Here is a 17879-nt window from a genome sequence, read left to right on the forward strand (position 1 = left end):
GTCTCCGTGACTCGTACCCGCATCGCCCTACGCCCCGGCCCCGAACGCGCGGGTGAACCGCACGTCGCCCTCGGCCAGGTCCCGCATGTCGCTGACCCCGTGCCGGAACATCACCGTCCGGTCGATGCCCATGCCGAACGCGAACCCGGAGTAGACCTCCGGGTCGATGCCGCAGGCGCGCAGCACCCGCGGGTTGACCATGCCGCAGCCACCCCACTCGACCCAGCGCGGGCCGTCCCGGTGCTCGGGGAACCAGACGTCGAACTCGGCCGACGGCTCGGTGAACGGGAAGTAGTGCGGACGCCAGCGGGTCTTCGCGCCCTCGCCGAACATGGCCCGGGCGAAGTGGTCCAGGGTGCCGCGCAGGTGCGCCATCGTGATGCCCCTGTCCACCACCAGGCCCTCGACCTGGTGGAAGACCGGCGCGTGGGTGGCGTCCAGCTCGTCGGTGCGGTAGACCCGGCCGGGCACCACCACGTAGATGGGGGGCCGGCGGGTGAGCATGGTGCGCGCCTGCACCGGCGAGGTGTGGGTACGCAGCACCAGGCCGGAGCTCTCCGCGCCCGGCGGCGGGGCGATGTGGAAGGTGTCCATCAGGCCGCGCGCCGGGTGGTCGGCGGGGATGTTCAGCGCGTCGAAGTTGGTCCACTCCAGCTCGACCTCGGGACCCTCGGCCACCTCGTAGCCCATCCCGACGAACAGGTCGCTGATCTGCTCCATCAGGGTGGACAGCGGATGCCGGGCGCCCCGGGGCCGCCGGTCGTACGGCAGGGTCACGTCGACCCGCTCCTCGACCAGCACCCGGGCGGCCTGCTCGCGTTCGAGGACCTCGGCGCGGGCGGCGTAGGCGGACTCGACCGCCCGGCGGGCCTCGTTGACCCGCTTGCCGGCGTCGGACTTCGCGGCCGGCGGCAGCGCGCCGATCTCCCGGCGGGCCAGCGAGACCGGGGACCGGTCGCCGAGGTGCGCGGGGCGCAGGGCGGTCAACGCGTCGGGGTCGGCGGCCCCGGCGAACGCCTTCTCGGCGGCGGCCACGGCCTCGGCCAGGGCGGCCGGGTCGAGCAGGGCGACCTGCTTCGGGTCGTACGGATCGTTGCGGTAGCTCATGGCGTACGGGCACTCCCTCACGGCGGCGCCGGCCCTCCCGGGCGGCTAGGCGAGTCTACGGACGCGCGGCTTCGCCGCAGCCCGCCGGTGGGAGTTACGCGCAGGGGAAGGGTCAGGCCCGCCGCCCGCCGACACCGGCGGGCTGGCTAAACGAACGCTGTGCCGCGTTCACCATCGGACGACTCTCCTGTGCTGGGTGGCCGCCGACGAGGTCGGCGGGCCTGGAGCGGGCGGCCGACCGGGTCGACCGAGACGGCGGGTGGCCGGCATCCGGGCCGGGTGGGTGACCGGCTGACGGGTCAGCGCAGCGCCCTCGCTGAAGCGTACAGGCAGACCGCGGCAGCCGCCGCCAGGTTGAGGCTCTCGGCGCGCCCGTGCAGCGGCACCCGGACCCGGGCGTCGGCGGCGGCGGTCAGCTCCTCGGGCAGGCCGTGCGCCTCCGAGCCGAACAGCCATCCGGTGGGGGTGGCGAGCCGGCCGGCGTCGGCGAGGTCGTCGAGGTCGCTGTCGCCGTACCCGGTGGTGGCGAGGACACGGAGCCCGGCGGCCCGCAGCGCGTCGACCACCGCCAGCGGGTCGGGGGCGCGGACCACGTCGACGTGGAAGAGACTGCCGGCGGAGGACCGCACACACTTGCCGTTGTACGGGTCCACCGCGTCGCCGGCGAAGACCACCGCGCCCGCCCCGGCCGCGTCGGCGGTACGCAGCACCGTGCCGGCGTTGCCCGGGTCACGGATTCCGGCGAGCACCGCGACCAGGCGCGGCCCGCGCGCCAGGGCCACGTCCAGGGGTACGTCGAGGTGCCGGCAGACGGCGACCAGGCCCTGCGGGGCGACGGTCTCGGCGAGCGTCGCCAGCGCCTCGTCGGTGACCTCAGAGACGGGTACGTCCGCCCGGGCGGCCTGCCCGGCGAGGTCGGCGTACCGGTCGAGGGCGGCCGGGGTGCCGAACAGTTCGGCGACCGTCCCGGGGCGGGCCAGGGCCTCGCGGACCGCCTGCGGCCCCTCGGCCAGGAACCGGCCGGCGGCGTCGCGGTCCCGGCGGCGCTGGAGCCGGCGGGCGGCGGCGACCCGAGGGGTACGCGGGGTGTACGGGCCGGAGACGGCGTCGAGGCGCCTCCCGCGCGATGGTGACTGCATGGGAGACGCCTCGATCTGCTGCTACGGGTGGGTCAGGCGGCCTGGGCCGCGGCGCCACCGGTGCCCTCGGCCGCCACTGCGGCCCGGGCCAGCTCGACGATCGCGGCGAACGCCGGGGCGTCGTTGACGGCCAGGTCGGCCAGGATCTTGCGGTCGACCTCGATGCCGGCCAGGCGCAGGCCCTGGATGAGCCGGTTGTAGGTCATGCCGTTGGCCCGGGCGCCAGCGTTGATGCGCTGGATCCAGAGCTGCCGGAAGTCGCCCTTGCGGTCGCGGCGGTCCCGGTAGGCGTACTGCATCGAGTGCAGCACCTGCTCCTTGGCCTTGCGGTACAGCCGGGAGCGCTGACCACGGTAACCACTCGCGGTCTCCAGCAGGGTACGACGCTTCTTCTGGGCGTTCACAGCCCGCTTGACGCGTGCCATCTCAACTCCTTCTTCGGTTCAGGTGGCGCGCGTCAGCGGCCGAGCAGCTTCTTGATGCGCTTGACGTCGGCCTTGGCCAGCTCGACCGTGCCGGTCAGCCGCCGGGTCTGGGTGGAGGGCTTCTTCTCCAGGTTGTGGCGAAGGCCGGCCTGCTGGGCAACGATCTTGCCCTTGCCGGTCACCTTGACCCGCTTGCCCATACCCGTGTGGCTCTTCATCTTCGGCATTGGAACGTCTTCTCCCCTGTTACTCGCCGGTCTGGTCGGCGACTGCGCCGGCCCCGCCGGCTGCTGCGGTCTCGCCGGTCGCCGCGGTCTCACCGGCTGCCGGAGCGGCGGACTCCTCCACGGCCCGGTCCCGGGGCCCACCACGGGACGCCGTCGCGGCGACCGCGGAGGCCTTGACGGCCCGGTGCGGAGCGAGAACCATGATCATGTTTCGGCCGTCCTGCTTGGGAGCGGCCTCGACGTATCCCAGGTCCGTGATCTCGGATTCGAGTCGGCGCAGGAGCCGGTAACCCAGCTCCGGGCGGCTCTGCTCGCGACCGCGGAACATGATCGTCACCTTGACCTTGTCGCCCGCCTTGAGGAACCGCACCACGTGACCCTTCTTGGTCTCGTAGTCGTGCGGGTCGATCTTCGGGCGGAGCTTCATCTCCTTGATGACGGTCTGCTGCTGGTTACGCCGCGCTTCGCGCGCCTTCAGTGCGCTCTCGTACTTGAACTTGCCGAAGTCCATGAGCTTGCACACCGGCGGGCGCGCCATCGGCGCAACCTCGACCAGGTCCAGGTCGACGTCCGCGGCCAGCTGCAGGGCGCGCTCCAGCGGGACGATGCCCACCTGCTCACCCTCAGGGCCGACCAGTCGGACCTCACGTGCCCGGATCTGCTCGTTCACGCGTGGTTCGACGCTGATGGGGCCTCCTCGAGTCGGGTCTGCTGCGTGGCCGACCCCGTGGGCCCCCGGGTGGGGGCGACTCGGAAAGCAGAAAGCCCCGGCACATGCCAGGGCCCACTCGACCGGTCGGCACGATCACATGATCGCGCATCCGGGACCGGGACATGCCCGGAACCGGTGACCGGACCCGGCCGCCTACGGGGGCGACTCAGGTGGGAGCAGGCGCTCCGCTTCAGGACCACCCCTCGCCGAAGGCGCGGGCAGTCTGGTCGACTCGGCAACACTACACCCTCGCCCCAGCCACTCCCAAACCGGGCCCGCAGGTCAGTGGGGGTCGGGACCGCTCAGCCGGGGGTCGGGGCGCCGCCGAGGCCGGCCAGATGGGTCTGGTGCAGCCGGCGCAGCGCGCGGACCCCGTCGACCGCGATCTCCTTGTCGGCCGCCTGGAGGGCCACCATCGGCAGCAGGTCGTCGTCGTGCAGCTCCAGGCTGGCCCACGGGGCGCCCCGGTCGAAGCGCACCCCCCGGACGACCTCCCAGGGCAGCTCGTAGGAGCCGATCACGTTGCGTACCCGGACCCCCCGGGCGTCCGCCTCGACCCGGGGCCGGGTGAACAGCAGCAGGCCGAGCGCGCCGAGCACCCCGAGACCCACCATGGCGAACTGGTCGCCGCGCTGGAAGGTGCCGTAGCCCTCGCCGGTCGCCCCGGTCAACGAGGTGGCCACCACGCTGAAGACCACCAGCAGGGCGATCGCCGACGCCCAGCAGACGACCCGGACACGGCGCGGCTTCAGGCGGATCAGCTCGGTGTCGCTCACCCGTCCAGTCTGCCATCCCGCCCCCGGCCTGCCCCGACCCGGCGGGGCCGCCGCGCGGGGGGCGGGGCGTGGGGGCGGGGCGTGGGGGCGGCGTTTCGTCCAAATGGCGGCATCGGCGCGGTGACGACACCCCCATTCGGGCGGAACGGAGTGGATCACCGCCCGGCCGGCACGTCCGGCGCGGGCACCGCCGGCCGGGCGGGCGACGGGGCGGGCGACGAAGCGGGCGACGGGGCGGGCCCGGCCGGGCCGCGGTCCCGGCCGGCGACCGCCGCCGCGACCAGGGTGAGCAGTGCCCCGCCCAGCACCGGCCAGCGCAGTCCCGGCCCGCCCGGCAGCAGCAGGTCCAGCAGCACTCCCCCGCCGAGCTGCCCGGCGACCATGGCCAGCCCGGTACGCAGCACCCCCAGCGCGCGGACGCCGACCAGCAGAGCAGTCACGATGCCGACGCCGAGCAGCCCACCGGTCCACAGGTACCAGGCGTCCGGCCAGCCGCGCGGCAGCGCGCCGAACGCCCCGGCGAGCACCGCCACGGCGAGCACGGCGGGGGTGCTGACCGCGAAGTTGACCGCGACGCTCCCGGCCGCGGTGCCGGCGGCGGCGAGCCGGCCGTTGAGGGCCGCCTGGACGGCGACCGCCAGCCCGCCGACCACGGCGAGCAGCACCACGCCGACGGCCAGGTCACCGAGGGGCCGGCCGAGCTGGGCCAGACCCACCGCCGCCGTGCCGAGCAGGGCGGCCGCCACCCGGGGTACGGAGAGCGCCAGCCGACCGACCGGGGCCAGCCCGGCCCGGTCGACCGCCAGGCCACCGAGGCTGCCCCCGGCGACCTGGGCGATGGTGAAGACCGCCACCCCGAGCACCGGCACCGCGTAGGTGCCGATCACGATGATGGCCGCCCCGCCCAGCCCGCCGAGCCAGCACCACCAGGGCGGCCGGGCCCGGCGCAGCGCGGCCAGGCCGGCCCGCATGGACGGCAGGGCCAGCAGCCCGAGCAGCACCAGCAGGGTGCCGCCGGCGTTGTTGACCACCGCGCCGAGTACCGGGTTGCCGGCCCGAGCACCGAACTCGGCGTTCGCCGCGCCCTGCGCCGCCGAGGCCACCCCGCCCAGGACCACCAGGGCCAGCGCGGCCGTCGGCGGCAGCGGCCTCACAGCCGGCAGGCGTGGATGTTGGTGACCAGGATGGCCCGCGCGCCCAGCTCGTACAGCTCGTCCATGATCCGGTGGACGTCGTCGCGGAGCACCATCGCCTGGACGGCGACCCAGCCCTCCCGGTGCAGCGGGGAGACGGTCGGCGACTCGATGCCCGGGGTGAGCGAGCTGGCCCGGTCGAGCAGGCCGGCCGGCACGTCGTAGGCGAGCATCACGTAGCGGCGGGCCACCAGCACCCCGTGCAGCCTACGCAGAAGCTGCTCGGACTGGGGGTGCACCGGCGCGCCGGCCCGGCGTACCAGCACCGCGGCGGAGCGCAGCAGCGGGTCGCCGAAGACCACCAGCCCGGCCTGGCGCAGTGTGGCGCCGGTCTCCACCACGTCGGCGACGACGTCGGCGACGCCGAGGCGGATGGCGTTCTCCACCGCGCCGTCGAGCCGGATCACGTCGGCCTTGACGCCGAGGTCGGCGAGGTACCGCTCGACCAGCCCCGGGTACGCGGTGGCGATCCGGTGCCCACCCAGCTCCCGTACGTCGTCGACGTCCTCGGGGCGGGCGGCGAACCGGAAGGTGGCCCGGCCGAAGGCGAGGTCCACCACCTCCTCGGCCGGCGCGCCGGAGTCGATCAGCAGGTCCCGGCCGGTGATCCCCACGTCGAGATCGCCGGAGCCGACGTAGGTGGCGATGTCCTTCGGGCGCAGGTAGAAGAACTCGATGTCGTTGGACTCGTCCCGGCAGACGAGATCCTTGGGGTCGGTGCGCTGGCGGTAGCCCGCCTCGCGCAGCATCTGGGCGGCCTTCTCGGCCAGCGCGCCCTTGTTGGGTACGGCGACACGCAGCATGACGGAGTGCTCCTTCGATCGGATCTGATCAACGGCGGGGCGCACTCACAGATGTCGGTAGACGTCCTTCAGCTCCAGACCGCTGGCGAGCATCAGCACCTGGACCTGGTAGAGAAGCTGGGAGATCTCCTCGGCGGTCCGTTCCGGGCCCTCGTGCTCGGCGGCCATCCAGGACTCGGCCGCCTCCTCGACGACCTTCTTGCCGACGAAGTGCACCCCCTTCTCCAGGGCGGCGACCGTGCCCGAGCCCGGGGTGCCGGCGGCGGCCTTGGCCTGCAGCTCGGCGAACAACTCCTCGAACGTCTTCACGGGATCGGATTCTTCCAGTCACCCGCCGACGCCGTGCGCTCCGGGTCCGGCCCGGTCCGCTTCCGCGCCGGTCCGGGGCCGGCCGTCGGCAACGGGCCGGCCACGATCAGGCATCGATCTCCCATCTACCTGGTGGGACACCCTTCGGGACGGCCCTGGCCCGGCCCTACGCTTGCCGCCATGGTCAGCAGCTCACGTACCCTCGCGCTCACCGCCGCCACCGCCGTCCTGGTCGGGACGGCCGGCTGCGCGCCGCAGGACGAAGACCCCGCCCCCGCCCCCAGCGCCACCGCGGCCTCCTGCACCAAGGAGGGCCTGCGCACCCGGACGGCGGGCAAGCTCACCGTCGCCACCGACGAGCCGGCGTACGAGCCGTGGTTCCGGGAGAACAAGCCGGAGAGCGGCGAGGGATTCGAGGCCGCCGTGGCGTACGCGGTGGCGGAGAAGCTCGGGTACGCCCGCGCGGACGTCGTCTGGACCCGGGTGAAGTTCGACACCGCCATCGCCCCCGGCCCGAAGTCCTTCGACTTCGACATCAACCAGTTCTCCATCACCGAGGAGCGCAAGCGGGCGGTCGACTTCTCCGCGCCGTACTACCTGGTGCGGCAGACCGTGATCGCGCTGAAGTCCTCGAAGATCGCCGGCCGGAAGTCGCTGGCCGACCTGCGCGACGCCAAGCTCGGCGCCCAGGTCGGCACGACCAGCTACCAGGCGATCACCGACGTGATCAAGCCGACGGCGAAGCCGCAGGTCTACAACAGCAACGACGACGCCAAGAAGGCGCTGCAGAACGGTCAGCTCGACGGCCTGGTGGTCGACCTGCCGACCGCGTTCTACATCACCGGGGCGGAGCTCACCGACGCCACCATCGTCGGCCAGCTACCGCAGGTCGGCGCGCCGGAGGCGTTCGGGCTGCTGCTGGACAAGGACTCCCCGCTCACCTCCTGCGTCGGCGGCGCGGTCGGCCAGCTCGCCGAGGCCGGCACGCTCAAGACGCTGGAGCAGAAGTGGCTGGCCCAGGTGGCAGGGGCGACAGAACTCCAGTGAGCCTCCTGGAACACACCCCCTCGGCGGCCCAGCAGCGCCGGGCCGCGTACCGCCGCCGGCAGACCACCCGCAGCGTGCTGGTCGCCGCCGCCTCCACGGCGGTGCTCGGCACGCTGCTGGTGGTCGCGGTCACCGGCGCGCCCGGCTGGGACCGGGTCCGCGAGTCGTTCCTCGACCCGGCGATCGCCCGGGACGCCCTGCCCGACGTGCTGACCGGGCTGTGGCTCAACGTCCGGCTGCTGGTCTGCTGCGCGGCCGGGGCGCTGCTGCTCGGGCTGCTGATCGCACTGCTGCGGACCCTGCGCGGCCCGGTCTTCTTCCCGGTCCGCGCGCTGGCCGCCGGGTACACGTACACCTTCCGTGGCCTGCCGCTGATCATCGTGCTGTACCTGCTCACCCTCGGCGTGCCCGGCCTGCGGTTGCAGGGCATGCCCCCGGTGCTGGTGCTCGGTGGGCTGGCGCTGGTGCTCACCTACGGCGGCTACCTGGCGGAGGTGTTCCGGGCCGGCATCGAGTCGATCCACCCGAGCCAGCTCGCGGCGGCCCGCTCGCTGGGGCTGACCTACCGGCAGACCATGCGGCACGTGGTGCTGCCGCAGGCCGTCCGGCGGGTCGCCCCACCGCTGCTCAACGACGTGGTGGCGTTGCAGAAGGACGTCGGCCTGGTCTCCCTGGCCGGGCCGATCGACGCGGTCCGGGCGGCACAGATCGCCACCGCCGAGACCTTCAACTACACCCCGTACATCCTGGCCGGGGTGCTGTTCGTGCTGCTCGCCATCCCGCTGATCGCGGTCACCGACTGGGTGACGCTGCGCTCGGCCCGACGCCAGTCCGGAGGCTGACATGGCCGTGTTGACCTGCCACGGGCTGCGCAAGGAGTTCGGCGACCACGTGGTGCTCGACGGCCTCGACCTGACCGTCGAGGAACACCAGGTGGTGGCCCTGATCGGGGCGTCCGGGTCGGGCAAGTCGACGCTGCTGCGCTGCGTCAACCTGTTGGAGGAGCTGGACGACGGGGTGATCGAGCTGGACGGCGAGGAGATCTCCGACCCCCGGGTCGACCCGGACCGGGTGCGCCGGCGGATCGGCATGGTCTTCCAGTCGTACAACCTGTTCCCGCATTTGAGCGTGTTGGAGAACGTCACCCTGGCCCCGCGCCGGGTGCACCGGCGGGCCCGGGCGGAGGCCGAGGCGCAGGCCCGGGAGCTGCTGGACCGGGTCGGGTTGGGCGGGAAGGCGGACGCCTACCCGGACCGGCTCTCCGGCGGCCAGCAGCAGCGGGTGGCGATCGTCCGGGCGCTGGCCAACTCCCCCCGGCTGATGCTGCTGGACGAGGTCACCTCGGCGCTCGACCCGGAGCTGGTCGGCGAGGTGCTGTCGATGATCCGGGACCTGAAGACCGACGGGATGACGATGGTGCTGGCCACCCATGAGATGGGCTTCGCCCGGGAGGTGGCCGACCAGGTCTGCTTCCTCGACGGTGGGCGGGTGGTCGAGGCCGGGCCGCCCGGGCAGGTGCTCGGCGAGCCGACCCAGCCACGGACCCGGCAGTTCCTCAAGCGAATCATCGAGGCCGGCCGGCTCTGACCCGCCTTCACCGACAGGTGTCGAGGCCGGCGACGATCGCCCGCGACACCGGAGACGGATCGGACCCGTCGATCGCGAAGCCGTCTTCGACGTGGATGGCGGGCTGGGCCATCATCCGAGGCGTCGTACCGCGGTGCGGCCACGTCGCGGTGTGCACGACGAACGGGTGGCACAGAAACACGTCACCGGCGCGCCCGGTGGCGTGGACGACCGTGCGGCACATGACCGATGGACGCACGAGAGAAATGGCCTCGTCACCGCTCATCCCGGTCTCGCCAACCGATGCCAGGATGCGCGGCATCGCCAGATGCGATCCGATCGCCATCCGGGTCGGCGCGTCACTCTCGCCCACGTCCCCGAACAGGAACAACGCGAGCAGGCCCCGCGCCCGGGAGCGGACATTGGCCCAGTACTCGCCGTTGACCTCGTAGCTGCCCTCGATGTGCCAGCCGACGTCACCCGGATATTCCTCGGACGGGAACCGCACCGGCACGGAGCCGCCAACGCCTCGGCGCCGCACCCAGCGGCCGGGGCCGATCAAGGCGTCGTACGCGAACTGCAACGCGGGCGCGGTGCCGGCGGCCTCGAACGGACCACCCTCCGGGCAGGGGACCCGGACGACGGGACGGGTCCACGTCGCCCGGTCGCGGGTCACACCCTGCACGGCGAGTGCTTCCCAGATGGCCTCCCTACAGGCGGCGGTGAGGTCTGGATCGACGGCGCCGCGTACGGCGACGTACCCGTCCCGCTCGAACTGCGCGATCTCGCGGCTGTCCACCGCACCAGTCTGCCGAACACCGCCGCACCGAACAGCCGATATCCGCTCGGGACCTGCCTCCGGAGCAGTCCAGCAGGTCGAGGACCAGGCCGTCTGCGAGACAAGCCTTGAGCAGGTGTCCCACCTCTGCCGCCGACGACGGGTGGCCCTCGACGATCCGGCCCACGGACGGGAGACCCGGTCCGGCGGTGGCCAGCCAGGGCAGTCCACTCCGGCCGGTCCGAGAGGTCCACTCCGGTACGCCGAGGTGGCGGTGTCCGGGCTGGCCGGACACCGCCACCTCGGCGGAACGGATTCGATCATGGCCGGTGGCCGGGCCGGCGGCGGAGCGGTCAGCCGGCGAAGCCGACCCGGTGGCCGTTGGCGTTGGCCACCGCCCGGATCGCCAGCGCGGCGTCCAGCGCCGCCACCGTCGCCGCCCAACCCTTGTCCTCCGCCGAACCGGGCAGGCCGGCCCGGTCCCGGGCCTGCTCGATGGTCTCCACGGTGAGCACCCCGTGCGCCACCGGCTTGCCCTCGTCGAGCGCCACCCGGGTCAGGCCGTCGGTCACCGAGCGGCAGACGTAGTCGAAGTGGGCGGTCGCACCGCGTACCACCACGCCGAGGGCGACCACCACGTCGCAGCGCCGGGCCAGCGCCTGGGCCACCACCGGCAGCTCCACCGAGCCGGCCACCCGGGCGGTCACGGCCCGCGCGCCGCACGCCTGGGCGGCGGCCACCGCCCGGTCGAGCATGTGGTCGGTCAGCTCGCCGTGCCAGCGGGCGGCCACCACCCCGACCGTCAGCCCGGTGGCGTCCACCGAGGTCACTCCGGGTTCACCGAAACCCGCCATGGCTACGCTCCGATCTCGTCGCCGGGGACCGGGTGGCCCATCGGGGCCTCGGTCACCTCGTCCAACTCACCCAACAGGTGGCCCATCCGGTCCCGCTTGGTCCGCAGGTAGCGGACGTTCTCCGGGTGCGGCCGGATCGGCAGCCCCTCGCGGCCGGTGACGGTCAGCCCGTACCCCTCCAGCCCGGCCCGCTTGGCCGGGTTGTTGGTGAGCAGCCGCATCGACCGTACGCCCAGGTCGTAGAGGATCTGCGCGCCGGTGCCGTAGTCCCGGGCGTCGGCCGGCAGCCCCAGGTCGAGGTTCGCGTCCACGGTGTCCCGCCCCTGGTCCTGGAGCTGGTACGCCTGGAGCTTGTGCAGCAGGCCGATGCCGCGCCCCTCGTGCCCACGCACGTAGAGGACCACCCCCCGCCCCTCCCGGGCGACCCGGGCCAGGGATGCCTGCAACTGCGGCCCGCAGTCGCAGCGCAACGAGCCGAAGACGTCGCCGGTGAGGCACTCGGAGTGCACCCGGACCAGCACGTCCTGCCCGTCGCCGAGGTCACCGAAGACCATCGCGACGTGCTCGGCCGGGTCGTGCTCGGCCCGGTAGCCCACCGCCCGGAACACCCCGTACGGGGTGGGCATCCGCGCCTCGGCGACCTGCTCCACCTGCTTCTCGTGCCGCCGCCGGTACGTCACCAGGTCGGCGATGGTGACCAGGGTGAGCGAGTGCTCGGCGCAGAACTTCTCCAGATCCGGCATCCGCATCATGGTGCCGTCGTCGTTGACCAGTTCGCAGAGCACCCCGGCGGGGCGCAGCCCGGCCAGCCGGGTCAGGTCGACGGCTGCCTCGGTGTGCCCGGGCCGGCGCAGCACCCCACCCTCCCGGGCCCGCAGCGGCACCACGTGGCCGGGACGGGACAGGTCGGTCGGGTCGGTGCCGGGGTCGGCGAGCAGCCGGATGGTGTGCGACCGGTCGGCGGCGGAGATGCCGGTGCTGACCCCCTCCCGGGCGTCCACGGTCACCGTGTAGGCGGTGCCGCGCCGGTCCTGGTTGGTGTGGTGCATCGGGGGCAGATCCAGCCGGTCGCACTCCGACTCGGTCAGCGGCACGCAGATGTAGCCGGAGGTGTGCCGGACCATGAACGCGACGAGTTCCGGCGTCGCCAGTTCGGCGGCGAAGATCAGGTCGCCCTCGTTCTCCCGGTTCTCGTCGTCGACCACGACGACGGGCCGGCCGGCGGCGATGTCGGCCACCGCCTCCTCGATGCTGACGATCCGCTCGCTCCGCACGCTCATGCCCGCACTCCGCTTCGCTCCGTGCCGCCCTGAGGCACCACCGCACCGCGCCCGACGATCCGCTCGCTCATGCCACGACCTCCGAGTAGGTGGACGGGATCGGCCGGGACGTCGACCCGGTAGCCCGCGAGGTGCGCCACCAGGCGGCGAAGCCCCCGGCGCAGAGGACGCCGTAGACCAGGTACATGGCCGCCGACGGGTAGAAGCCGCCGCGCAGCAGCAGCGGCACGCCGACCGCGTCCACGGCGATCCAGACCAGCCAGAACTCCACCCAGCCGCGAGCCATGCCGTAGGTCGCCAGCAGGCTGCCGGTGAGGATCCAGGCGTCCGGCAGCGGGCCCCACGAGCCGAGCGCGGCGAGCACCGGATACCCGGCGGCGGTGCCGACGGCGGCGGCGAGCAGCAGCCCGAGCCGCTCCCGGCCGGTGGCCCACCGTGGTGTGACGGCGGGTTGGTCGCCGGCCCCCGCGCGGCGGTTACCCGACCAGCGCCACCAGCCATAGACGCTGACCGCGAAGAAGAAGACCTGCCGGCCGGCCTGGCCGTAGAGGTCGTGCGCCTGCGGGGTGACGAAGACCCCGCCGAGGAAGACGGTGAACAGCAACCCGTTGCCGATCATGCCGACCGGCCAGGCCCAGACCAGCCGCCGCAACCCGAACAGGGCGGAGAGCAGCCCGAAGACGTTGCCGACGATCTCCCGGACCAGCACCGGGGAGCCGGCGACCTGGACCTGCGCGTCGAGCAGCCAGCCGAGCGGGCCCATCAGCGGTCGTTCCGGTCTGCGGCCGGCGCGGCGTCGGCCAGTCGGGCGCCGAGCAGCCGCTCGACGTACTTGGCGAGGACGTCCACCTCCAGGTTGACCGGGGCACCGACGTCGCGGGCGCCGAGGGTGGTCAGCTTGAGGGTGGTCGGGATCAGCCCGACGGTGAACCAGTCGTCGCCGACCGCCGCCACGGTCAGCGAAACCCCGTCGACGGTGATCGAGCCCTTCTCCACCACGTACCGGGCCAGCCCGGCGGGGAGCCGGAAGCGCAGGGTCTCCCACTGCTCGGCCGGCTCCCGGGAGAGCACCTCGCCGACCCCGTCGACGTGGCCCTGCACGAGGTGCCCGCCGAGCCGGCTGTTCAGCGCGGCGGCCCGCTCCAGGTTGACCGGGTCGCCGGGGCGCAGCCCGCCGAGCGCGGAACGACGCAGGGTCTCCCCCATCACGTCGGCGGTGAAGACCCCGCCGTCGACGTCGACCACGGTGAGGCAGACCCCGTTGACCGCGATCGAGTCGCCGTGCCGGGCGTCCGAGGTGACCAGCGGGCCGTGGATCGCGACCAGCGCCGAGTCACCCCCGGTCTCGGCGATCCGGACGACCTCGCCCAACTCCTCGACGATGCCGGTGAACATGTCAGGCCTCCCTCTTCCGGGGCAGCGCGGTGATCCGCAGGTCGGGACCGACCCGCGTGACGTCGGTGATCTCCAGGTCGATGACCTCGGCGATGGTCGTCACGCCGGCCCCGGTCAGCGCGGTCGGGCCGGCGCCGAGCAGCTTCGGCGCGACGTACCCGACGATCCGGTCGACCAGGCCGGCGGCGAGGAACGCGCCGGCCAGTTGCGGGCCGCCCTCCAGCAGCGCGGCCCGCACGCCCCGGTGGTGCAGCTCGGCGAGCAGCGCCGGCAGGTCCACCCGGCCGTCCGGGCCGGCCCCGACCTCGGCGGCGGTGGCGATCCAGGTCCGGGCGGCGCCGTCCCGCACCCGGGCCCCGGCGGGGGTGCGACCCGCGCTGTCCACCACCACCCGCAGCGGCTGCCGGATGGCCAGGGTGCCGTCGCGCAGGTTGCGGGCGGTGAGCCGGGGGTCGTCGGCGAGCACGGTGCCCACCCCGGCGATGACCGCGTCGACCGTGCCGCGCAGCGCGTGCACGTCCATCCGAGCCGCCTCGGCGGTGATCCACATGCTGGTGCCGTCCGCCGCCGCCGACCGGCCGTCGAGGGTGGCGGCGAACTTCCAGATCAGGTACGGCCAGCCGCGCCGCATCGAGGTCAGCCAGGCGACGTTGCCGGCCTCGGCCTCGTCGGCGCGTACCCCGAACTCGACCTGCACCCCGGCGGCGCGCAGGGTGGCGGCGCCGCCGGAGGCGACCGGGTTGGGGTCCGGCACGGCGATGACCACCCGGGCGACGCCGGCGTGGATGAGCGCGTGGCTGCAGGGACCGGTGCGGCCGGTGTGGTCGCACGGTTCCAGGGTGACCACGGCGGTGCCGCCCCGGGCCCGCTCACCGGCCTGGGCGATGGCCACGATCTCGGCGTGCGGTCCGCCCGCGTACGCGTGGAATCCCTCCCCGACGACGGTGCCGTCCGGGTCGAGCAGGACACAGCCGACCACCGGGTTGGGGCTGGTGGTGCCGAGGCCACGGGCGGCGAGCGCGACGGCACGACGCATCGCCTCGTCGACGGATACGCCGCCCATGCCCTGCCCTCTCACTCGCCGGTCCGCGCGCGGGCGGTACGGGAGGAGCCGCGGGCAGGCGGCGGCGGAGCCGGGAACGGCACAGCCGGCCCCGGGGAGCCCACGCGCCGGCTGGCATGCAGCGACCCGCGCGGGCCCGCCCCGTCCCGCGCGCTGTCTCCCATCCGGACTGTCTGGGGTGCGGACCAGCCGCTCCCCAACCGTCGGCCCCGGATTCTCACCAGGTCCACCGGGCGGCAGAGCCGTCCGGGTCGCGGGCTTACCACGTTGGTCGTGGATCACCGCCGGTTCGGAATTTCACCGAGCCCCGCCAGCGCGTGGTGGGTACATGCGAAGTCTTACACGTCCACCCGGGGGGTTCGCCACCTCCAGCGTGCTACCTCACACCCCGTCCGCGCGACGCCGGTCCACGGCGACGTACGACCCGGGTTGGCTCTTGGCGACCGTTTTCATCTCGCTGGCGACGGCGATCGCGGCCAGCGGGTCGGTGAAGCGCTTCTTGGCGTCGGAGAGTGAGACGCCGATGGACAGGGTGACCAGGGCGGCCCGCCGGATGTTGCCCCGCCGGTCCTTCAGCTCGACGAAACCGCGCTCCCGGTCGGTCGGGTCGTAGAGGGTGTCGGCGGACTTCTCGAAGTCGACCACCGAGCGGGAGGTGAGCGGGCGGATCTGCTCGGGCGTGCAGACGATCACGAAGTCGTCCCCGCCGACGTGGCCGAGGAAGGCCGGCGGCAGCCCGATCGAGACCACCGCCCGGTGCAGGCTGCGGGCCAGCGCGGAGATGAACTCGTCGCCCCGGACGAAGCCGTACCGGTCGTTGACGCTCTTGAACCGGTCGATGTCGATGTAGCCGACGGCGTAGTCGACGCCGCTGCGTACCCGGTCGCTGATCTCCCGCCGGATCCGGCTGTTGCCGGGCAGCCCGGTCAGCGGGGAGACCTCCCGGAACTCCTTGTTGCGGCGCAGCGTGGAGCTGACCCGGGCTACCAGTTCGGCGGTGTCGAAGGGCTTGACCAGGTAGTCGTCGGCCCCGGCGCTGAGCCCGTGGACCTTGTCCACGGTCATCCCCTTGGCGGTCAGCATGATCACCGGCAGGGCCGAGGTCATCGGGTCGGCGCGCAGCCGGCGGGTCAGTTCCAGGCCGTCGATGCGCGGCATCATCAGGTCCACCACGGCCAGGTCCGGCCGGTGCCGCTCGATCATCTCGAGCGCCTCCTGGCCGTCGCCGGCGTGCAGCACCTCGAAGCCGTGCAGCCGCAGGTTGAACTCGACGAAGCGGGCGATGTCCTCGTCGTCGTCGACGACCAGGATCACGTCGGGGCGGTCGTCGGCCGGTTCCACGTCAGGCCCCGGGAGCCGCGCGCTCCGCGAGCCCCCGCAGGCGGCGGACCGCCTCGGCCGGGTCGGCCGCGCCGTAGACGGCGGTGCCGGCGACGAACGCGTCCGCGCCGGCCGCCGCGGCCTGCTCGATGGTGTCGGCGGCGATCCCGCCGTCGACCTCGATCCGCAGTTCCAGGTGACCGCTGTCGACATGCCGCCGGGCGGCGCGCACCTTGTCCAGCAACTGCGGGACGAACCGCTGCCCGCCGAAGCCGGCCTTGATCGTCATGATCAGCAGTGTGTCGAAGCTGGGCAGCAGCTCCAGGTACGGCTCGATCGGGGTGTCCCGGTCGATGGCCAACCCGGCCTTGGCCCCGGCCGAGCGGAGGTCCTTGGCGAGGGCGACCGGGTCGTCGCAGGCCTCGGCGTGGAAGGTGACGTTGTAGGCGCCGGCGTCGGCGTAACCGGGAGCCCACCGGCGCGGATCGGTGATCATGAGGTGCACGTCGAACGGGATCTGGGTGGCGGCCCGCAGGCTCTGCACCACCGGCAGGCCGATGGTCAGGTTGGGCACGAAGTGGTTGTCCATCACGTCGACGTGCAGCCAGTCCGCGGCGCCCTCGACGGCGCGGACTTCATCGGCGAGGCGGGCGAAATCGGCGGCGAGGATACTGGGCGCGACGATCGGCGGCGGTACGGTCACCGGGTCAGTGTACGAACGCGGCCAGCCACCGCGGACATCGCGGCTCCCCCGGGAACGCCCCGTGACCCGGGCATGACCAGTGGTGCACAATCAGGTCTCTCCGGGCCGAAGTTCGGACGAAGGGCCAGCGGTGACTGGCCGACCGACCGAAACGCGGCAACACTCCATCGGGGACGGTCACATATGCTGCACGCCCGGCGGCGGGCAACACCGTGCGGGCGCGGCATCCGACCGTCATCTCCCGGAAAGGGCGGACGATGCGACGGTGGCTCGTGGCGCTGGTGCTGGCCGGCGCGGCGACGGTGACGCTGAGCGGCTGCGTGCCGCCGCACCGGTCCGACGGTGACCTGCTCGACGACTGGCCGGCACTGCCGGTGGCCCAGTTGTTCGTACCCGTCACCGACGCCTGCCTGCCGCGGATCACGGCGGTGGTGCAGGCCGGCACCTACGAGACGGTGGACTGCGCCCGCAGCCACCTGGCCGAGGCGATCCACGTCGGCGCCTTCACCGGTACGGTGGGTGAGGGCCCCCGGCCCGAGCCCGGGTCACCGGCGCTGCGCCCGGCCCGGGCCGAGTGCGACCGGCAGGCCCGCGAGGTGCTCGGCGGGGACTGGCACTCCGCCCGGCTCACCATGAGCATCGCGCTGCCCGCCACCTCGGCGTGGAACAGCGGCGCCCGCTGGTTCCGCTGCGACCTCAGCGAGACCGACAGCATCGACAACACCCGGCCGGTGAACCGGGCCGGCAGCCTGCGCGGGGCGATGGTCGGCGACAACCCGCTGAGCCACCGCTGCTTCGACCCGAAGTTGATCGGCAACAACCTCAACTACATGGCTCCGGTGCTCTGCTCGGAACCGCACCGCGCCGAGTTTGTCGGGGTCTACCAGGAACGTACGGGCCTGAGCTGGGCCGAGTTCGGCCGGGCCAACCGGCAGGTGCACCGGCGCTGCATGACGCTGATCGCCACCTTCGCCGCGGTGCCCGACAACAGCGACCTGCCGTACCGGGCCGGATCCATCTTCTACCCGCCGTCCCAGCGGGAGTGGGAGGAGGGTGACCGGGGGATCCGTTGTTTCCTGTGGAGCGACGACCGGAAGCTGACCCGCTCGATGCGGGGCGCCGGTCCGAAGGGACTCCCCGCGATCTGAGCCGGGTGCCGTATGCTGCCGCACCGTGGCGTCG

At 73.4% G+C, this 17879-nt stretch carries 21 protein-coding genes and 1 riboswitch; of the genes, 4 read left to right on the forward strand and 17 right to left on the reverse strand.

The window, feature by feature from the left end; all coding sequences use genetic code 11:
• Positions 1 to 27 precede the first annotated feature (27 nt).
• From pheS to ACIQG9_RS15990, 9 genes are all read right to left on the reverse strand, one after another.
• Complete coding sequence (gene pheS / locus ACIQG9_RS15950; protein WP_400402529.1) at positions 28 to 1107, reverse strand: phenylalanine--tRNA ligase subunit alpha; 1080 nt, start codon at positions 1105 to 1107, stop codon at positions 28 to 30.
• Positions 1108 to 1406: 299 nt separating this feature from the next.
• On the reverse strand, positions 1407 to 2246 hold the full coding sequence (locus tag ACIQG9_RS15955) for a TrmH family RNA methyltransferase (RefSeq protein ID WP_400402531.1): 840 nt from the start codon (positions 2244 to 2246) through the stop codon (positions 1407 to 1409).
• 32 nt (positions 2247 to 2278) lie between these two features.
• Complete coding sequence (gene rplT, locus ACIQG9_RS15960) at positions 2279 to 2671, reverse strand: 50S ribosomal protein L20 (protein WP_393517057.1); 393 nt, start codon at positions 2669 to 2671, stop codon at positions 2279 to 2281.
• A 32-nt stretch (positions 2672 to 2703) separates the two neighbouring features.
• Positions 2704 to 2898, reverse strand: a complete 195-nt coding sequence (gene rpmI, locus ACIQG9_RS15965) for a 50S ribosomal protein L35 (RefSeq protein ID WP_026267805.1) — start codon at positions 2896 to 2898, stop codon at positions 2704 to 2706.
• A gap of 19 nt (positions 2899 to 2917) precedes the next feature.
• Positions 2918 to 3568, reverse strand: a complete 651-nt coding sequence (gene infC / locus ACIQG9_RS15970) for a translation initiation factor IF-3 (RefSeq protein WP_400402534.1) — start codon at positions 3566 to 3568, stop codon at positions 2918 to 2920.
• 344 nt (positions 3569 to 3912) lie between these two features.
• Positions 3913 to 4386: a PH domain-containing protein gene (locus ACIQG9_RS15975; RefSeq protein WP_400402536.1), complete on the reverse strand. Its 474-nt coding sequence runs from the start codon at positions 4384 to 4386 to the stop codon at positions 3913 to 3915.
• 155 nt (positions 4387 to 4541) lie between these two features.
• A complete protein-coding gene (locus ACIQG9_RS15980; RefSeq protein WP_400402538.1) occupies positions 4542 to 5540 on the reverse strand; it encodes a DMT family transporter in 999 nt (332 codons plus the stop codon).
• The gene (hisG, locus tag ACIQG9_RS15985; RefSeq protein ID WP_400402540.1) at positions 5537 to 6382 is read right to left on the reverse strand and encodes an ATP phosphoribosyltransferase; all 846 of its coding nucleotides are present in this window, start codon (positions 6380 to 6382) and stop codon (positions 5537 to 5539) included. The genes ACIQG9_RS15980 and hisG overlap by 4 nt, the downstream gene beginning before the upstream one ends.
• Positions 6383 to 6427: 45 nt before the next feature.
• On the reverse strand, positions 6428 to 6691 hold the full coding sequence (locus tag ACIQG9_RS15990) for a phosphoribosyl-ATP diphosphatase (RefSeq protein WP_088973679.1): 264 nt from the start codon (positions 6689 to 6691) through the stop codon (positions 6428 to 6430).
• A gap of 180 nt (positions 6692 to 6871) precedes the next feature.
• On the opposite strand from ACIQG9_RS15990, the gene ACIQG9_RS15995 reads away from it, so the two are divergent.
• The 3 genes from ACIQG9_RS15995 to ACIQG9_RS16005 are packed head-to-tail and all read left to right on the forward strand — an operon-like array spanning position 6872 to position 9325.
• On the forward strand, positions 6872 to 7738 hold the full coding sequence (locus ACIQG9_RS15995) for an ABC transporter substrate-binding protein (RefSeq protein WP_400402542.1): 867 nt from the start codon (positions 6872 to 6874) through the stop codon (positions 7736 to 7738).
• Positions 7735 to 8580 carry an amino acid ABC transporter permease gene (locus ACIQG9_RS16000; protein WP_400402544.1) on the forward strand — a complete coding sequence of 282 codons (846 nt, stop codon included), beginning with the start codon at positions 7735 to 7737 and terminating at the stop codon, positions 8578 to 8580. The genes ACIQG9_RS15995 and ACIQG9_RS16000 overlap by 4 nt, the downstream gene beginning before the upstream one ends.
• A 1-nt stretch (position 8581) precedes the next feature.
• Positions 8582 to 9325, forward strand: a complete 744-nt coding sequence (locus tag ACIQG9_RS16005) for an amino acid ABC transporter ATP-binding protein (protein ID WP_400402546.1) — start codon at positions 8582 to 8584, stop codon at positions 9323 to 9325.
• A 7-nt stretch (positions 9326 to 9332) separates the two neighbouring features.
• Here the strand turns inward: ACIQG9_RS16005 and ACIQG9_RS16010 are convergent, their stop codons facing one another.
• From ACIQG9_RS16010 to rpe, 8 genes are all read right to left on the reverse strand, one after another.
• On the reverse strand, positions 9333 to 10103 hold the full coding sequence (locus tag ACIQG9_RS16010) for a phytanoyl-CoA dioxygenase (RefSeq protein WP_400402548.1): 771 nt from the start codon (positions 10101 to 10103) through the stop codon (positions 9333 to 9335).
• A gap of 332 nt (positions 10104 to 10435) precedes the next feature.
• On the reverse strand, positions 10436 to 10936 hold the full coding sequence (gene ribH, locus ACIQG9_RS16015; protein WP_400402550.1) for a 6,7-dimethyl-8-ribityllumazine synthase: 501 nt from the start codon (positions 10934 to 10936) through the stop codon (positions 10436 to 10438).
• 2 nt (positions 10937 to 10938) lie between these two features.
• Entirely contained in the window at positions 10939 to 12216 is a 1278-nt protein-coding gene (locus ACIQG9_RS16020) for a bifunctional 3,4-dihydroxy-2-butanone-4-phosphate synthase/GTP cyclohydrolase II (RefSeq protein WP_400402552.1), read from the reverse strand.
• Between the two features lie 67 nt (positions 12217 to 12283).
• Positions 12284 to 12979, reverse strand: coding sequence for a nicotinamide riboside transporter PnuC (gene pnuC / locus ACIQG9_RS16025; RefSeq protein ID WP_400402554.1), 696 nt, complete (start codon positions 12977 to 12979; stop codon positions 12284 to 12286).
• A complete protein-coding gene (locus ACIQG9_RS16030; RefSeq protein WP_400402556.1) occupies positions 12979 to 13611 on the reverse strand; it encodes a riboflavin synthase in 633 nt (210 codons plus the stop codon). The genes pnuC and ACIQG9_RS16030 overlap by 1 nt, the downstream gene beginning before the upstream one ends.
• A 1-nt stretch (position 13612) precedes the next feature.
• Complete coding sequence (ribD, locus tag ACIQG9_RS16035) at positions 13613 to 14674, reverse strand: bifunctional diaminohydroxyphosphoribosylaminopyrimidine deaminase/5-amino-6-(5-phosphoribosylamino)uracil reductase RibD (RefSeq protein WP_400402558.1); 1062 nt, start codon at positions 14672 to 14674, stop codon at positions 13613 to 13615.
• Positions 14675 to 14822: 148 nt separating this feature from the next.
• A riboswitch (FMN riboswitch) is annotated at positions 14823 to 14993 on the reverse strand.
• 62 nt (positions 14994 to 15055) lie between these two features.
• A complete protein-coding gene (locus ACIQG9_RS16040; protein WP_400402560.1) occupies positions 15056 to 16015 on the reverse strand; it encodes a response regulator in 960 nt (319 codons plus the stop codon).
• Between the two features lies 1 nt (position 16016).
• Positions 16017 to 16697: a ribulose-phosphate 3-epimerase gene (rpe, locus tag ACIQG9_RS16045; protein ID WP_400402562.1), complete on the reverse strand. Its 681-nt coding sequence runs from the start codon at positions 16695 to 16697 to the stop codon at positions 16017 to 16019.
• Positions 16698 to 16954: 257 nt separating this feature from the next.
• Here rpe and ACIQG9_RS16050 point away from each other — a divergent pair, with 257 nt between their 5' ends.
• Positions 16955 to 17845, forward strand: a complete 891-nt coding sequence (locus ACIQG9_RS16050) for a septum formation family protein (RefSeq protein WP_400402565.1) — start codon at positions 16955 to 16957, stop codon at positions 17843 to 17845.
• Positions 17846 to 17879: the final 34 nt, after the last annotated feature.

The organism is Micromonospora sp. NPDC092111 (assembly GCF_044755745.1).
Classification (GTDB): Bacteria; Actinomycetota; Actinomycetes; order Mycobacteriales; family Micromonosporaceae; genus Micromonospora.

What these genes read in the sequence shown, in the direction of transcription:
- ACIQG9_RS15955 (WP_400402531.1), bottom strand. Translation starts at nt 2,246, where the DNA reads ATGCAGTCACCATCGCGCGGGAGGCGCCTCGACGCCGTCTCCGGCCCG.
- rpmI (WP_026267805.1), bottom strand. Translation starts at nt 2,898, where the DNA reads ATGCCGAAGATGAAGAGCCACACGGGTATGGGCAAGCGGGTCAAGGTG.
- rplT (WP_393517057.1), bottom strand. Translation starts at nt 2,671, where the DNA reads ATGGCACGCGTCAAGCGGGCTGTGAACGCCCAGAAGAAGCGTCGTACC.
- ACIQG9_RS16030 (WP_400402556.1), bottom strand. Translation starts at nt 13,611, where the DNA reads ATGTTCACCGGCATCGTCGAGGAGTTGGGCGAGGTCGTCCGGATCGCC.
- ribH (WP_400402550.1), bottom strand. Translation starts at nt 10,936, where the DNA reads ATGGCGGGTTTCGGTGAACCCGGAGTGACCTCGGTGGACGCCACCGGG.
- ribD (WP_400402558.1), bottom strand. Translation starts at nt 14,674, where the DNA reads ATGGGCGGCGTATCCGTCGACGAGGCGATGCGTCGTGCCGTCGCGCTC.
- ACIQG9_RS16050 (WP_400402565.1), top strand. Translation starts at nt 16,955, where the DNA reads ATGCGACGGTGGCTCGTGGCGCTGGTGCTGGCCGGCGCGGCGACGGTG.
- ACIQG9_RS15995 (WP_400402542.1), top strand. Translation starts at nt 6,872, where the DNA reads ATGGTCAGCAGCTCACGTACCCTCGCGCTCACCGCCGCCACCGCCGTC.
- ACIQG9_RS16020 (WP_400402552.1), bottom strand. Translation starts at nt 12,216, where the DNA reads ATGAGCGTGCGGAGCGAGCGGATCGTCAGCATCGAGGAGGCGGTGGCC.
- pnuC (WP_400402554.1), bottom strand. Translation starts at nt 12,979, where the DNA reads ATGGGCCCGCTCGGCTGGCTGCTCGACGCGCAGGTCCAGGTCGCCGGC.
- hisG (WP_400402540.1), bottom strand. Translation starts at nt 6,382, where the DNA reads ATGCTGCGTGTCGCCGTACCCAACAAGGGCGCGCTGGCCGAGAAGGCC.
- ACIQG9_RS16005 (WP_400402546.1), top strand. Translation starts at nt 8,582, where the DNA reads ATGGCCGTGTTGACCTGCCACGGGCTGCGCAAGGAGTTCGGCGACCAC.
- pheS (WP_400402529.1), bottom strand. Translation starts at nt 1,107, where the DNA reads ATGAGCTACCGCAACGATCCGTACGACCCGAAGCAGGTCGCCCTGCTC.